The sequence below is a fragment of the Photobacterium aphoticum genome (assembly GCF_001029435.1).
Lineage (GTDB): Bacteria > Pseudomonadota > Gammaproteobacteria > Enterobacterales > Vibrionaceae > Photobacterium > Photobacterium aphoticum.
This window is the reverse complement of the sequence record NZ_LDOV01000005.1, coordinates 28,465-43,754: the sequence shown is the minus strand read 5'-3', so window position 1 is coordinate 43,754 and position 15,290 is coordinate 28,465. Positions and strand designations below refer to the sequence as shown.

Here is a 15,290-nt window from a genome sequence, read left to right as displayed (position 1 = left end):
TGCTTTCTATCCCTGTTTACCGATTTCATCCTCTTTTCCGCACTAATCCTCTTTGTTGATCGACGCATCCGTATGTGTGGAAGACCCTTGCATTGGGGATTGCCCAATTAAGCTGGCATCATGCCCACTGAACGTCTGGTAAGGTCGTAGTCCAAACAAGGGCAGTATTGAGTAAATATGATCGAAGATATCAGCCTGTACTCCCTCGTAGTACGCCCAATCCGTATTATTCGTGAATGCATAGATTTGCAGTGGTAAGCCTTCCTGAGTCGGTGCCAGCTGACGGACCATCAGTAACATGTAGGGGTGAATATCCGGGTGAGCGCGCAAGTAGGTGCTGAGATAAGCCCGAAAAATGCCAATGTTGGTGAGGTGACGGGTATTAAGCGGGTGGGGGACATCTTCTAACGCATCATTGAAGTGGTTAATGTCTTTCGTTTTCTCAAACAAAAATTCACGTAGGATCCTCACCGCTTTTAAGGATTCAATCTCATGATCGCGCATAAATCGAATAGAAGTCACATCGATAAATACAGAGCGCATGATCCGTCGTCCACCTGATTCTGACATGCCCTGCCAGTTAATGAACGGGTTCTGGACCAGAGCGTAAGCAGGCAACATGCTGATGGTATTGTCAAAGTTGCGAACCTTCACCGTGGTGAGGGATATTTCTTCCACCGTACCGTTGGCGCTAAAGCCGTCCATTTCAATCCAATCGTTTAAGCTGATCATGCGGTTGGCAGACAGCTGGATCCCTGCCACAAAGCCCAAAATGGTGTCTTTGAAAATCAGCATCACAAAGCCTGTCGCTACCCCTAAGCCACTGAGGAAAATTACCGGCGATTCATCAGAGAGAATGGAAATCGCCACAATGATACCGACTAAAAATGTGAACAGCTTGGTTAACTGAACGAAGCTTTTGATCGGCATGCGGCGTGTAATGCCTTTGATGGTGGCGATATCATTCAGTGCATCAAGCAGGGCGAAGAGCATCCAGAGAAAAATGATCACAAAGGCGACACTGAGCAGGCGATCGCTGATCGTGGCAAGTAAATGATTGTGGCTTAGGATTTCAGGCACCAGTTGATCGAGGATCAACACTGGGATCAACAAGGCGACTTTTTCCAGCACCTCAAACTTGGTGAGGCTGTTGCCGAGGGTTTCTTTGTTACGGCGTAAAATGGAGTTGGCCAGACGGACCAAAATACGGTGGACGATGAGATAGACCACCACAACCACCCCCACGGCGGCAAAGAGGAAAATCGCCGTCAGTTCCGCGTCATAAGGGGAGTGCGCCACCCCAGCATTATTGAGTTTTTCTGCCACGTACTTGCGCAGGGTATGGTTGAGCAGCAACTCGTCATGTGCTTTTACCGTCATTGTACTGTCCCTGTTATCAGACATAGCCGTTGCAGTGCTTTTGACAGTAAGTCTAGTGTTTATCCGTTGTTATTGATAAATAAATCTATTCTGTGTGGGCTATGGAAAGAAAAGGAGCGGGGCAGATTGGTGTGTGCTCACCGCGAGGGCGGAAACACAGGACGTGAATAGCAAAACGCCCAGCAAAAGCCGGGCGTTTTATCAAAAATGGCGCTCCCTACAGGAATCGAACCTGTGGCCTTCCCCTTAGGAGGGGGACGCTCTATCCTACTGAGCTAAGGAAGCAGCAAGTCATTGCTTGAATTGGCATTATACAAAATATTTCACAGAGATTAAGTGCTAACTCTTAATTTTGAATCTGTTTGGTTAGCAAATCACCAGGCTGAATGCTGCTCGCCAATTCGGCTTGTTCCACCTGCAATTCTGCTGATTTTTCGTATACGCGATCAACGGTGAGGGTGATGTCGGTTTGTACCATGCGATTACGTGGAATGCCGTTTTGATCAATGAAGCCCGCACTGTGCCACAGCGCCAAGCGATCCCCCGCCTGCACCCCATGAATACGGCCTGAATTGATCTGAACAGTATTGCCAAATGTGTTCACCACCTGCGGCAAGCTGGCTCGGCACGACAGCGAGCTTTCTAAATCCAACATCATATTGCGGCTGACCCGTTGTACCGCCTGACCATACGGGGATTGCCAGAAGCGGGCACTGTGGGTATCCACCTGACTGACACGAGAAAACGGCCACAACGCAATCTCTCGGTAATTGTTTTGCATCAGCACTTCACCGGTTTTGCCGTCCATGATCTGCAGCGTAGCGGCAAATTGGCGGTGGATATTGTCATCATTGCGGCCTTTTTGATCCAAGGTTGAGGTAAGGTCGGTGATTTCTCCGCTGACGATGTACTGTGCATCGTTGTCATCGGCCAGCATGGTCATGGTATCCGGTTGGCCAGGATTAACCGGCACACGGGTAATATCCGCCGCCACAAAGCTTTGAGATTGGCGGTTGATCTGGCGCTGTAACATACGGGTGAATGATTGCCCCATTTGATACACGCCCCCTAACGTCGCGTGCTGTGGCGAGGTTAAGGTGAATTCGCTGAGTAACAGCCCTTTCTTATATTGCACCTTGTGGCAAGTTTTTGCCGATGGGTACACGTCAATGCGTGCCGTGAGGTAATATTTGCCGTCTCGCTTGTAGCTTCTGATGATCGAAACATGGCGCACTTCGCTGCCACTGAACTGGTATTCTTTTCGCTCGGTCGCCAAATAGTCACGCAAACCATGAATACTGGCGATATTCGCGCCGGAGTAACTCATCGCTTGGAAAATCGCGTCTTCCAGTGCGTTTTGTCGCGCTGCACTTTCACTTTCTAACTGGACGGCAGAGCCAGTGACCTCATACCAGGCCGCAAACACCGGCGTGGTGAACAACACACAAAGGCTGCTCAGCAGGATCAGACGAAGATTTCTCATTTATTTTTACTCAGAGTCAACATGGGTACGAATATTGCTAGTCTTGGCGAGTGAAAGATAAAACTTACCGTTTTATGCGGGCAACAGGCCGACATAATCACCGCGATGACAGAGCAACGCCAAGAGCTATGCAAAGAGCGTTCCTACTCGCTCACGGAATCCGGACGTTTTAATAAAGTTTTTTTCTCTCTGAACGATAAAAGGTTACTTGGTCGATATCCGCTGGAGCTGGTTAGAATGAAAAATTGGATGGTCCTGATCGTGGCAATGATGACGACATCATGCGCTTATTCCCCGATCTACAACGGTAAAACCCAGTATACCGGAAGTGAGTTTCTCCTTAAGGAGACACCACGTCATACCATGGATTTCTTTATTGAGAGCATGACAGATCAGCTGGTGACCTCAAACCAATACCTGACCGCGAAAACGCCATTGGCGGTAACGTCGTTTGTGGATTTGCAGGCCATGAGTGAAACCAACTGGCTGGGGAATATCGTGACCGAAGGGTTCATGTACCAGATGCAGCAGCGTGGCTACACCGTCGTGGACTATAAAGCGACCGGTGGGATCAAAGTGACGCCAGAAGGTGATTTTGCCATTAGCCGTAACTGGCGTGAACTGGCGTCTGAGCAGCCGGTGGATTACGTGCTGACTGGCACTATGTTACGTCAGGGCGGCGGTATTTTGGTGAACGCCCGTATTATCGGTATGCGTTCGCGCGTGGTGATTGCCTCGGCGCAAGGTTTCTTACCGGCAGATCGCATTGGCCGTGATTTGGATACGTTAAATAAAATGCGTATGCAAAATGGCGTGATTATCCGCAGCGAAGCGCAAAGCTTCGATCGCAATAACGTGATTTTGAAGCCGTAGTTATCCTTCTGAGTAATGTGTAACGGCCGGGTGTCAGCGTGTGCTAGAGGCAGTGATAGAGAAACCGAGGCTGAGACAAGAATAGAACGTTCTCACAGCAGCAAGATTGCGGCAAGATTTTGCCTTTAGGCCGACATCGAGCCTAAAGGCGTGACAAATAAGTGGAGTACAAGATGCGTTACTGGTTATGGCTGGTGGTATTTAGTTTGGTGGGTTGCCAGCCGTTGGCGGAAATTCGCAATGAAAACATTTTGACGGCAGTTGGCTATGCCTCGGTCAGCGAGCAGCGTGGCCGTACCGATGAAGAAAAACGTATTCGCGCCATGCGCGCATCAAAGATTGATGCCTACCGTGAGTTGACCGAGCAAGTGTACGGCATGCGCATTAGTGCCCGTGCCGGCATGGAAGATCAGCAGCTAGGGGTAGAAAATACCGACGGCGCCGTTGATGGCATTATCCGTGGCGCAGAAGTGCTGCGCAGCTACCCTGTGGGTGACAGTTATGTCACGGAGCTGCAGTTGGATTTACGCCGAATGGAGCGCATGAAGAGTCACGGTGAAGTGTATCAAGTGCCGACGCATCAAGAGACGTTGTTTTAAGAAAAGAGCCGTTTGAAGGGACGAGTAAGAGCAGGGACGAGTTTTAAGTAGGAGCGGGACGAGAAAGAGCAGAGGCGAGTTTCGAGTCGAAGCGGGGCGAATAAGCGCGAGAAGAGCAAAGGCAGGGCGAAGGAAAGTGCAAGCCGGAGCGCCGTGTCGATGTAGCGCTCAGTGAGGATCAGGCTTTGATATTGGTACCCAGCGAGCGAATGTTCTGGGCCATGCCTTCGCTGGTGTAGGTCATCTGATGTTTGCCACGGCTTTGCTGGAACAGGTTATTGAGCTTATGAAAGCTCAGTTGTGCACGTTGTAGTGCTTCACCGTTCACTTCGTTGATGGCTTTGCAACGGGTGACAATGGCTTTGATCTGCGTGACTTGCTCTGCCAGTGTGGCTTCATCGACCAGACGTTGGCGCTGAGCATGGCTGGCGATCTGATGGTCCTGCTGTTGCACCTTGTGGATCAACGCCAGTTTCTCGTTCGCCAATTGGGCGATATCCGCCGCTTTTCGTTCCACGATCGCGGTTTTCTCCTGCTCTAATAAGCGGGACAGAGAAACCAAGGTGGCCTGTTGTAAAGACAGTAATTGTTCTAATGACGCAGACATAGTGTTTAAGCTGGCATGGTTGATACAGGTTTGTACAAAAGGTGTTTTATATTGAACGCGCGGGCACCTTACATGCCACGCAGTTCATCTTCAAATTTCATGATGTTAGCCGCCAGTTTTTCTGCATCCACCACGTAACTGCCATTGGCAATCGCATTTTTAATGGCTTCTACTTTCACACTGTCAAAACTTGGCTCAGCCGCCAGTTGCTGGTGAATTTGGCCTACCGCTTTGCCTTGAGAGCTGAGCGAAACCGCATCGCTTTGATGGTGAGCAGAAGCTGCATGCGTGGCGCCTTTGGCGGTCGCGGACGATGACCCGGTCGTCGTGTTCTGGACGTTGCGGGCTGTCAGCGGCTGGCCGGATCGAAACGCGTCAATACTTGCCATAAACGGAGTCCTTGGACAAAAAATCGAAATACAGGGTTGATGTCGGCGCTGTAGTGAAAAACTTTAGGGTTAATTTAACTTTGTTTTATTACTTCAGGTACCTAGCCTAATCCTTTGGGGTATGATGTATGCCTTTGAGTGGCCCCATTGGGAAGCATAGTGCATCCTCTCGTGTATTAATAGCCCACGCTGACATCACTCACGCCGGTAACGACGGCATCAATGATGCGTTTGGATTTGCTGTTTTGTACCCGAACCTGTTCACCCAATGAACCGTCTGACAGAGCAACGCCTTTAGTCATGATACTCAAGCCTTTGCTGCCGGCGCGAATGGTGACGACATCGTTGCGACAAACAACACAAATATCATTACCGAGCACCGCATCGCCCATTTGGACATTGCGTTTGATGCGCGCCCCGATGATTTGTTCTGGTGCTTCAAACGAGATACCACGCTGGAAGCGCAGTTCTACCGGCTGGATATGCAGGTCACTGAGCGTTAACACATGACCGCGTGCCAAAGGACGAGTCGCGACGACGCGTGGCAACAGTAACTGTGTACGCACCGGCACATAAACCTGCCATTGCGGGGCGTCACAGCGGATCAACACGGTGACATTGCCACTCAAGTTTTGTTTGCCAGGCAGCGAGGCCTCCAACGGCGTGGGGCAGCTTGTGAGCTTTAAACGGCTGTCCAGCGCGGCGGCTTCGACGTGTAAGGTCGCATTGTGCGGCGGGTCCAGTTGCGCGCTGACATACTGCTCGGCAGCGTGTTGCACCTGCTCTTGTGAGGTCAACGGCTTAGCTGAAATAAATGTGCTAAAGAAAATGCTACTTAGGCCGATGAAAGACCAAATGAATGATAATTTTGTTCTTTGGATCACAGGTTTCACTCGATACTGACTGGCGAATTAGCATGATAATTCCCATTGAACACATATCAACAAATAAAAACGAATAACACGGAGTCATCCTTATGTCGGGGATCCTGGATTCAGTGAACCAGCGTACACAGCTGGTGGGGCAAAACCGTCTGGAGCTGTTAACGTTTCGTTTGCAGCGTCGCCAGCGTTACGGAATTAACGTCTTTAAAGTCAAAGAGGTACTGCAGTGCCCGAAATTGACCACCATGCCGAACCTGCACCCGTTGGTGAAAGGGATCGCGCACATTCGCGGTCAAACCATCTCTGTCATTGACATGAGCTTGGCTACGGGCGGCCGTCCAATCGATGATTTGGATAACTGCTTTGTGATCATTTCTGAGTTCAACCGCTCAATCCAAGGATTCTTGGTGTCTTCTGTTGAGCGCATCATCAACATGAACTGGGAATCGATCCTACCGCCACCAAAAGGTGCAGGCCGTGCAAACTACCTGACGGCGGTGACCGAGATTGATAACGAATTGGTGGAGATCCTGGATGTGGAAAAAATCCTGGATGAGATTTCGCCAGTGAATACCGATATTACCGGCACCGTGCTGGAAGAGTTGGTGGATTGCTTGCCGGCGGTCCGTCGTGTGCTTGTGGCCGATGATTCCAGCGTCGCGCGTAAGCAGGTACAGCGTGCCATCGAAGCTATTGGTTGTGAGTGTGTGTTGGTAAAAGATGGCAAAGAAGCCATTACCCTGTTGCGCAGCATGGCCAAAGAAGGGGATATCCATCAGCAGTTGGCGCTGGTGATTTCAGATATCGAAATGCCGGAAATGGACGGCTACACCCTGACCGCAGAAATTCGTAACGATCCGGCATTGAAAGACATGCACGTGATTTTGCACACCTCATTGAGTGGCGTATTCAACCAGGCCATGGTTGAGCGCGTCGGTGCCAACGCCTTCATTCCGAAATTTAATCCCGATGAACTCGGTGCTGCAGTAAAAGCGGCAATGCCAAAATAATAAGACCTTGAGTAGTAGATGACAGCCATAACCATCAATGATCAAGAATACCGCGAGTTTTGCCGTTTTCTTGAAGCCCAGTGTGGGATTGTCCTTGGTGACAGTAAGCAATACCTTGTGCGTAGCCGATTAACGCCGCTGATCAGCCGTTTTTCGCTTACCTCTCTGTCAGAATTGCTACAACTGGTGATTTCCGGACGTAACCGTGAACTGCGTGTTGCCTCGATTGACGCCATGACCACGAACGAAACCCTGTGGTTCCGTGATACCTATCCGTACACCGTGCTGGCCGATAAAATTCTGCCAGAACTGGCGGCGACAAAGCGTCCGATCAAAATCTGGTCAGCTGCGAGTTCGTCGGGTCAGGAACCGTATTCTATCGCCATGACGGCGTTGGAAATGCAGGCGCGTCGTCCGGGCGTACTGACCAGCATGGTACAGATCACCGCCACGGATATCTCTCAGACCATGTTGGATGCGTGCCGCCTTGGCGCGTACGACAACTTGGCATTGAGCCGTGGTTTGTCGCCGGAGCGTCGTCGTCAGTTCTTTGAGGACAATGGCGATGGTCGCATGCGTGTGAACGACAAGGTGAAGCGTATGGTGAACTTCCGTCCGCAGAACCTGAAAGACAGCTACGCATTGTTGGGCAAGTTTGATGTTATCTTCTGCCGTAACGTACTGATCTACTTTTCGCCAGAGATGAAAGCCAAAGTGCTGAACCAAATGGCGATGAGCCTGAACCCGGGCGGTTACCTGCTACTGGGCGCATCAGAATCCCTGACCGGCCTGAGCGATAAGTTTGAGATGATCCGCTGTAATCCGGGGATCATTTATAAGCTGAAGTAAGGGCAGGGGCGAGTTTCTAGGGACGGGTCTCGCTGCGCTTCGAGTAAAAGCGGAAAAGCAAGAGCGGTCCTTGGCCCTGAGGCCCTATGGAAGAACAAAAGCGAAAGTGTTTGTTTTTCTGTAGGGTCTTTTTCATTTTATATTGACTCACGATAATTCTCCCTTTGATACTTTCCATAGGTCCATAGGTCCATAGGTCCATAGGTCCATAGGTCCATAGGTCCATAGGTCCATAGGTCCATAGGTTCCGCTTTTCCTTGTCACTCGCAAACCCGCCACTGCCTTTCCGCTCTTCCTCACTTCTGCCTTTTCTCGTTCCTCGCAAACTCGCCCTTCGTCCCTGCTTTTCATCTTTCTCAAAAACTGGCACAACCTTTGCTTCTTAATTCGCAATGAATTTTGGAGGCAGAATATGTCCATCTCTTTTGATAAAGCATTGGGTGTGCACCAGTACACCGTGGGTGTTCGCGCAAAGCGTGCGGAAACACTGGCAAGTAACTTGGCCAATGCCAACACGCCGGGCTATAAGGCAAAAGACATCGACTTTCAACGTGCATTGAATGCGGCAACCTCAGGGGCAAACATTGGCCTTAGCCGTACCAATGGACGGCACATCTCTGCCTCTACGCAGGTGAGCGGGGAGCAGAAGTTCCGCGTACCGACCCAACCGGACACCGGTGATGGCAACACGGTTGACGCACAACTCGAGCAGAACTTGTTCATGCAGAACTCGATTGAGTACCAGGCGTCACTTGATTTTCTTGGCTCAAAGTTCAAAAACCTGAGTAAGGCATTGAAAGGACAATAATGCATGAGTCTGTTTAACATCTTTAACGTCTCCGGCTCTGCTATGAGTGCAGAATCGGTTCGCTTGAATACCACCTCAAGTAACCTGGCTAACGCCAACAGCGTGACCAGCTCGGCAAATGAAACCTACAAAGCGCGTCATCCGGTGTTTGCTGCCGCACTCGACAGTGCGAGCTACCAGCGTGAAGACAGCGTACCGGTACAGGTTCTGGGTATTGTGGAAAGTGAAAAGCCACTGACCGCTGAATACAACCCGGATCACCCGATGGCCAATGCGGAAGGGTTTATCTACAAGCCGAACGTCAATGTGATGGAAGAGATGGCCAACATGATTTCAGCGTCCCGTTCATACCAAAGCAACGTACAAGTCGCGGATGCCAGCAAGCAGATGCTGATGAGCACCCTGCAGATGGGTAAATAAAGGTAAGGAGTAACAGTGATGACCAGTATTCAAGGCGCCGGTCAAAGCGGCCTGTCTTACCTTGACCAGCTCAAGGGGATGCAAGAGAAAAAGCTGCAGGAAAGCCAGAAAGCCACCGGCCAGAACGAGCTTAAGCAAGAAGATTTCCTGTCGTTGCTGACCAAACAGCTGGCGCAGCAAGATCCGTTTAAACCGGTGGGTAACGATCAGATGATCGCCCAGATGGCCTCGTTTGCCACGGTAGACGGCATCAGCAAAATGAACGAACAATTTGGCAGTCTGAACTCGGCGATGACGTCGAATCAGGCGCTACAAGCGTCCTCATTGGTTGGCCGTGATGTGCTGATCCCAAGCTCGACCTCCGTGAAAAGCGCAGAGGGCGGCATGGCGGGTATGGTGCGTTTGCCAGAGCCGCTGAATAACATGATGGTACGCGTGGAAAACGAGCAAGGCCAATTGCTGCGTACCTTTGACATGGGGGCGAAAGCCCCGGGCGAGCACCGCATTGAGTGGGACGGCAAAGATGAGAGCGGCAACATGTTGCCGGAAGGTCGTTACACCCTGAAAGTGGCGGGCCTTTCTGGCGGCGAAAGCCGTGAATTTGATGTCTCTACCTATGCCAACGTCAATAGTGTGTTGCTGGGCAATGGCAGCGGCAGTGTGATGCTCAACCTGGCGGGATTTGACTCGCCATTCAAACTGTCCGACGTGCTTGAAGTCGGTCAGGTATAACGGACAGTAGAAGGATCATCCCATGGGATTTAACATTTCACTCAGTGGTATCGGCGCATCGCAAAAAGATCTGAATACCACCAGTAACAACATCGCCAACTCCAACACGTTCGGTTTTAAAGAATCGCGTGCAGAATTTGGTGATGTGTACTCGAGCTCGATTTTCTCGAACGCTAAAACCACGACCGGTGGCGGTGTGCAGACCTCTGTGGTGGCACAGCAGTTCCACGAAGGGTCGAGTGTGTACACCAACAACCCGATGGACATGCGTATTTCGGGCAGCGGCTTCTTTGCCGTTGCGGATGACAAGTTGCAGCCGCAGAACAACAGCCTGACCCGTAACGGCGCGTTCCATTTGGACAAAGACAACCAGATTGTGAACTCAGAAGGGCAATACCTGCTGGGTTATCAGGTGGACAAAGACACTGATCAGGTGAGCTCGTACGAAGCCCAGTCACTGAAAGTACCGGATCAGTTCGGTCAGCCACGTGAATCGCAGAACATCAATATCGGCGTGAACGTACCGGCTTCTGCGCCTGCCAAAGATCCGGCGCGCTTCGACTTTACCGATCCAAGCACGTACAACAAATCGACTTCATTGACCATGTACGACTCCTTAGGTCAGCCGTACAAGATGACCACCTACTACGTGAAAGACAACGGTGGTGATGCGGCGACCTTGCCATTGGATGCTAACGGCCAGCCGGTAGAAGGGGCAACCAGCCCCGGCGCTGAAAACCGTTGGGCGGTGTACTACACCGTGACCGATGCTTCGGGTGAAAAAGCGTTGGATATCAACATGACACCTGAAGGTGACGGTGAAGTGGCCACGGGTGATGCCAATGGTCCGGTGGCGAGCGATGGTCAGCAAGGTCACTACATTGAATTTAACACTGACGGTTCGGTGAAATCGATCAACAACGGCAACCCGATCATCACCCAATCTTTGGGCTTGAGCCCAGAGCAAGGCGGTGCGGGTGTTGACATGAACGGTGCGGATCAGGCGCAAACCCTGAACATCAAGTTTGATGATCCAACCCAGTACGCGTCACCGTTTGAAGTGCGTCGTTTTAATGAGGACGGTGCAACGACCGGCTTCCTGACCAAAGTGGATATCGACGGCAAAGGCTCGATTGTCGCGACCTACAGTAACGGCGAAAACGTGACCTTGGGCCGTGTGGCGATGGTACGCGTGGCGAACGAGCAGGGCTTGGTGTCTAAAGGCGGTACGCAGTGGGTAGTGGGTCAGGACTCTGGCGCACCGATTTGGGGTGAAGCGACACAAGGTGCCTTTGGTTCGATCAAGAGTGGTACGCTGGAGCAGTCGAACATCGACATGACTCAAGAGCTGGTGGATTTGATCACCGCGCAGCGTAACTTCCAGGCTAACTCCCGTGCGCTGGAAGTGGATAACCAGTTGCAGCAGACGATTCTGCAGATTCGATAGCCTGCCGATCCGCTCATTACCTGTCTAACTTGCCGCTGTTCGTCGGAATGGCGGCCTATTTCTATCTTGCCCATCTATCACCCTGACATATTTGTCAATATTTTGACGGTTATTGTCACCGCTTTGTCGCTTTCCTTTCGTTTTACATTTCCTTTTTTTTCTCATTGCTGTTTTTCCCCGTTCAACATCGGTAATTGCTTGAATCATTACAAGCCATTATCAATGGCATAATTATTGCTTAAAAATCGTCAGATAGTGATTGGAGAGTCAATAATGGATCGTGCATTGTATTTGGCCATGAGTGGCGCGAAACAAGACATGTATGGCATGCAAGTGCACGCCAACAACCTGGCAAACGTCAGAACCACCGGTTTTCGCGCCGATCTCGAGCAGGCCCGAAGCATGCAGGCTTACGGCGAAGGCTTACCGAGTCGCGTTTTTGCCATGACCGAGCGTCCGGGGCAGAGCTTTGCCCAAGGTTCGGTGATGACCACGGGGCGCGATCTGGACGTGGCGATTGAAGGCGACGGTTGGTTGACCGTGCTGGATGCCGGCGGTCAGGAGAGCTTTACCCGTGCGGGTCACCTGAAAATTGACGAAACCGGTTTGCTGCAAAACAGCAACGGCAATTTGTTGGTGGGTGACAGCGGCGGCCCGATCTTTATTCCTCTTCCAATCAGCAAGATTCAGATCGGCAAAGATGGCACCGTGTCGGTACTGCCACAGGGCGCGCCACCGGACGCGATGGAAGTGATTGATCAGATCAAACTGGTCAAGCCGAACAACCAGTCGCTGTTTAAAGATACCGATGGCCTGTTCAAGACCAATGTGCCGGGAGAGACCTACGATGCGTCCCCGGAAGTCAGTCTGCTGACCGGTGCGCTGGAAGGCAGTAACGTTAATGCGGTGGGGGAGATGACCAGTATGATCGATCTTCAGCGCCACTTTGAAATGCAAGTCAAACTCATGAAAACCGCAGAAGAAATGGATGCCGCGTCATCGTCTCTGATGCGTTTAGGCTAACCGATAAAAGGAAATTCAGATGCATCCAGCTTTATGGGTCAGTAAAACCGGCCTTGACGCCCAGCAGACCAATATTTCGACCATTTCTAACAACTTGGCGAACGCCTCCACCGTGGGCTTTAAGAAAAGCCGTGCGGTGTTTGAAGACTTGTTTTACCAGAACATTAACCAGCCGGGCGGTCAGTCTACGCAGGATACGGAATTGCCAACCGGCCTGATGGTCGGTGCGGGTTCAAAAGTGGTGGCGACACAAAAAGTGTTTACCCAAGGTAACACCCAGACCACCAACAATGCGATGGACATGATGATCGAAGGCGAAGGCTTCTTTCAGATCCTGATGCCCGACGGCAACATGGGCTATACCCGTAACGGCCAGTTTACCCTGAACGCCGAAGGCCAGTTGGTGACCACCGGTTCCGGTTATGTATTGCAGCCTGAAATCGTGGTACCGGAAGACGCCGTGGGCGTGACTGTCGGTACTGACGGTGAAGTGTCGGCCCGTATTCGTGGCCAGCAGGAAAATCAGGTGCTGGGCCAGATCACCACGGTGAGCTTCATCAATCCAGGCGGCTTGGAGCCTGTGGGTCAGAACCTGTTCTTGCCAACGGGCGCGAGCGGTGACGCACAGGAAGGCGTGCCGGGCTTAGCGGGCTTGGGGTCGATCCGTCAATCCATGCTGGAAACCTCGAACGTGAACGTGACCGAGGAGCTGGTGAACATGATCGAAGCGCAGCGCGTGTACGAGATGAACTCCAAAGTGATTTCGACCGTGGATCAGATGCTGAGCTACGTGAACCAGCAGCTGTAACGTAATGATTAGCATGATGAAAAAGCCATTTGTTAACCCGTTATGTGTCAACTTTCGCCTTCACCCGCAGTGGCTTAAGCAAGCCTTACTGGCGGCCTGTGTGGCGTTGCTGATGACCGGCTGTGCGCAAACGCCGGAAGAAGAATCGGATGTGGCCGCCGGGACCACCAACGTGGATGCGGTCGAAGGCAATACCTTGCCGGATGACGGTTTAGTGGACAAACTTCGCCGTCGCGAAGATCCGCAAGCGGGCGATCCGGCATGGGCGCCGATCCGTCCGCCGGAAAAACCGGAACATTACGCCACCGCCACAGGCTCCTTGTTTAGCCCGGATCACATGCAGGATTTGTACGATGACACCAAACCACGCGGGCTGGGGGACATCGTGACAATTTTGCTGGAAGAGAGCACGCAGGCCAAGAAAAGCGCCAGTGCAGATCTGGATAAGTCGACGGATCTGTCGATGGATCCGGTCATGCTGGGCGGCAAAGATGTCACTATTGGCGATCGTAACCTGTCGTACGGCATGAGCAATGCTAACAAATTTGCCGGCAGCACATCAGCGGATCAAAGTAATAGCATTCAGGGTTCGATCACCGTTGAAGTGGTGGAGATCCTGCCGAACGGTAATTTGCTGGTACGTGGTGAGAAGTGGCTGACCTTAAACACCGGACAAGAATACATTCGCGTGAGTGGTACGCTGCGTCCGGATGATATTGATCAGGATAACAATGTGTTATCGACCCGCCTGGCCAATGCGCGCATTCAGTATTCGGCCACTGGCGAACAACAAGATATTCAAGAGCAAGGCTGGTTGTCTCGCTTCTTTAACACCAGTATTTAACAGGACAACAGCGTGAAATTGCACTTATTGCTTGGCGTGGTGATGATGTCGCTGATCGGCTCGGCCCATGCCGCGCGGATCAAAGACGTGTCGCAAGTGGCCGGTGTGCGCAGTAACCAGTTAGTGGGTTACGGCTTGGTGGTGGGCTTGCCGGGCACGGGGGAAACCACCCCGTTTACCGATCAAAGCTTCAACGCCATGTTGCAGAATTTCGGCATTCAGTTGCCGCCGGGCACCAAACCGAAAACCAAGAACGTGGCGGCGGTGGCGGTGAATGCCACCTTGCCGGCGTTTACCAAGCAAGGCCAAACCATCGATATCACCGTCTCTTCCATGGGCTCAGCCAAGAGCTTGCGTGGCGGTACGTTGCTGCAGACCTTCCTGAAAGGTCTGGATGGCAAGGTGTATGCGGTAGCACAAGGCAGTTTGATGGTGGGCGGTTTCTCAGCCACCGGTGCAGATGGTTCGAAAGTGGTGGGCAATACCCCAACGGTCGGCCGTATCAGTAACGGTGCGATTGTTGAGCGTGAAGTGCCTAACCCGTTTGCGCGAGGCGATTTCCTGACCTTTAACCTGTTTGAATCGGACTTTACCACTGCCCAGCGTATGGCTGATGCGATTAACGGTTTCTTGGGGCCGCAAATGGCCGCTGCCGTCGATGCGACCTCGGTACGTGTGCGTGCGCCGCGTGATGTGAGCCAGCGCGTGGCGTTTTTGTCGACCATCGAAAACCTGGAGTTTAATCCGGCAGATGGCGCGGCAAAGATCATCGTGAATTCCCGTACCGGTACCATCGTGATTGGTCAGAACGTGCAGCTGCGTCCGGCGGCGATTACGCACGGCGGCATGACGGTTTCTATCAAAGAAAACTACAGCGCCAGCCAGCCACCACCGTTGTCGGGCGGTAAAACCGTGGTGTTGCCAAACTCCAGCGTGCAGGTGAATGAAGAAGAGTCCCGCATGTTCAAGTTTGAACCGGGCGTGACACTGGATGAGTTGGTCAGTGCCGTCAACCAAGTGGGCGCGGCTCCGTCGGATTTGATGGCGATTTTGCAGGCATTGAAACAAGCCGGCGCCATCGAAGGCCAATTGATCATTTTGTAATAACGTTATCTGAACAAGGCTGACTGAGGC

General features: G+C 51.8%; 17 protein-coding genes and 1 tRNA gene. 12 read left to right on the top strand and 6 right to left on the bottom strand.

Annotated elements, in window-relative coordinates; genetic code table 11:
• Window positions 1-42: 42 nt before the first annotated feature.
• The 3 genes from ABT58_RS02700 to ABT58_RS02690 form a co-directional block, all read right to left on the bottom strand.
• The gene (locus ABT58_RS02700) at window positions 43-1,353 is read right to left on the bottom strand and encodes a mechanosensitive ion channel family protein (protein WP_047872861.1); all 1,311 of its coding nucleotides are present in this window, start codon (window positions 1,351-1,353) and stop codon (window positions 43-45) included.
• Between the two features lie 235 nt (window positions 1,354-1,588).
• A tRNA-Arg gene (locus ABT58_RS02695) sits at window positions 1,589-1,665 on the bottom strand.
• Between the two features lie 61 nt (window positions 1,666-1,726).
• The gene (locus tag ABT58_RS02690; protein ID WP_047872826.1) at window positions 1,727-2,863 is read right to left on the bottom strand and encodes a flagella assembly protein FlgT; all 1,137 of its coding nucleotides are present in this window, start codon (window positions 2,861-2,863) and stop codon (window positions 1,727-1,729) included.
• A gap of 237 nt (window positions 2,864-3,100) precedes the next feature.
• Between ABT58_RS02690 and ABT58_RS02685 the strand changes: the two genes are divergently transcribed.
• On the top strand, window positions 3,101-3,736 hold the full coding sequence (locus ABT58_RS02685; RefSeq protein WP_047872825.1) for a FlgO family outer membrane protein: 636 nt from the start codon (window positions 3,101-3,103) through the stop codon (window positions 3,734-3,736).
• Between the two features lie 173 nt (window positions 3,737-3,909).
• Window positions 3,910-4,335 (top strand): LPP20 family lipoprotein, encoded by a 426-nt coding sequence (locus ABT58_RS02680; RefSeq protein ID WP_047872824.1) that lies wholly within the window; start codon window positions 3,910-3,912, stop codon window positions 4,333-4,335.
• A gap of 178 nt (window positions 4,336-4,513) precedes the next feature.
• On the opposite strand, the gene ABT58_RS02675 is transcribed toward ABT58_RS02680, so the two are convergent.
• The 3 genes from ABT58_RS02675 to flgA all read right to left on the bottom strand — a co-directional run bounded on the left by ABT58_RS02675 (window position 4,514) and on the right by flgA (window position 6,128).
• Window positions 4,514-4,942, bottom strand: coding sequence for a flagella synthesis protein FlgN (locus ABT58_RS02675; protein ID WP_047872823.1), 429 nt, complete (start codon window positions 4,940-4,942; stop codon window positions 4,514-4,516).
• A 68-nt stretch (window positions 4,943-5,010) separates the two neighbouring features.
• Window positions 5,011-5,331 carry a flagellar biosynthesis anti-sigma factor FlgM gene (gene flgM / locus ABT58_RS02670; RefSeq protein WP_047872822.1) on the bottom strand — a complete coding sequence of 107 codons (321 nt, stop codon included), beginning with the start codon at window positions 5,329-5,331 and terminating at the stop codon, window positions 5,011-5,013.
• 176 nt (window positions 5,332-5,507) lie between these two features.
• Window positions 5,508-6,128 (bottom strand): flagellar basal body P-ring formation chaperone FlgA, encoded by a 621-nt coding sequence (flgA, locus tag ABT58_RS02665; RefSeq protein WP_268248407.1) that lies wholly within the window; start codon window positions 6,126-6,128, stop codon window positions 5,508-5,510.
• Window positions 6,129-6,307: 179 nt separating this feature from the next.
• Here flgA and ABT58_RS02660 point away from each other — a divergent pair, with 179 nt between their 5' ends.
• The 10 genes from ABT58_RS02660 to ABT58_RS02610 all read left to right on the top strand — a co-directional run bounded on the left by ABT58_RS02660 (window position 6,308) and on the right by ABT58_RS02610 (window position 15,260).
• On the top strand, window positions 6,308-7,225 hold the full coding sequence (locus tag ABT58_RS02660) for a chemotaxis protein CheV (RefSeq protein ID WP_047872821.1): 918 nt from the start codon (window positions 6,308-6,310) through the stop codon (window positions 7,223-7,225).
• 18 nt (window positions 7,226-7,243) lie between these two features.
• Window positions 7,244-8,074: a CheR family methyltransferase gene (locus ABT58_RS02655; RefSeq protein ID WP_047872820.1), complete on the top strand. Its 831-nt coding sequence runs from the start codon at window positions 7,244-7,246 to the stop codon at window positions 8,072-8,074.
• A 412-nt stretch (window positions 8,075-8,486) separates the two neighbouring features.
• Window positions 8,487-8,882, top strand: coding sequence for a flagellar basal body rod protein FlgB (gene flgB / locus ABT58_RS02645; protein WP_047872818.1), 396 nt, complete (start codon window positions 8,487-8,489; stop codon window positions 8,880-8,882).
• 3 nt (window positions 8,883-8,885) lie between these two features.
• Entirely contained in the window at window positions 8,886-9,302 is a 417-nt protein-coding gene (flgC, locus tag ABT58_RS02640) for a flagellar basal body rod protein FlgC (protein WP_047872817.1), read from the top strand.
• Between the two features lie 18 nt (window positions 9,303-9,320).
• A complete protein-coding gene (flgD, locus tag ABT58_RS02635) occupies window positions 9,321-10,034 on the top strand; it encodes a flagellar hook assembly protein FlgD (protein WP_047872816.1) in 714 nt (237 codons plus the stop codon).
• 22 nt (window positions 10,035-10,056) lie between these two features.
• Window positions 10,057-11,481: a flagellar hook protein FlgE gene (flgE, locus tag ABT58_RS02630; RefSeq protein WP_047872815.1), complete on the top strand. Its 1,425-nt coding sequence runs from the start codon at window positions 10,057-10,059 to the stop codon at window positions 11,479-11,481.
• Window positions 11,482-11,754: 273 nt separating this feature from the next.
• Window positions 11,755-12,504 (top strand): flagellar basal-body rod protein FlgF, encoded by a 750-nt coding sequence (gene flgF, locus ABT58_RS02625; protein ID WP_047872814.1) that lies wholly within the window; start codon window positions 11,755-11,757, stop codon window positions 12,502-12,504.
• 19 nt (window positions 12,505-12,523) lie between these two features.
• Window positions 12,524-13,312 (top strand): flagellar basal-body rod protein FlgG, encoded by a 789-nt coding sequence (gene flgG, locus ABT58_RS02620; protein WP_047872813.1) that lies wholly within the window; start codon window positions 12,524-12,526, stop codon window positions 13,310-13,312.
• Window positions 13,313-13,328: 16 nt separating this feature from the next.
• Window positions 13,329-14,156, top strand: coding sequence for a flagellar basal body L-ring protein FlgH (gene flgH / locus ABT58_RS02615; protein ID WP_082210914.1), 828 nt, complete (start codon window positions 13,329-13,331; stop codon window positions 14,154-14,156).
• Between the two features lie 42 nt (window positions 14,157-14,198).
• Window positions 14,199-15,260: a flagellar basal body P-ring protein FlgI gene (locus ABT58_RS02610; protein WP_047872858.1), complete on the top strand. Its 1,062-nt coding sequence runs from the start codon at window positions 14,199-14,201 to the stop codon at window positions 15,258-15,260.
• Window positions 15,261-15,290 lie beyond the last annotated feature (30 nt).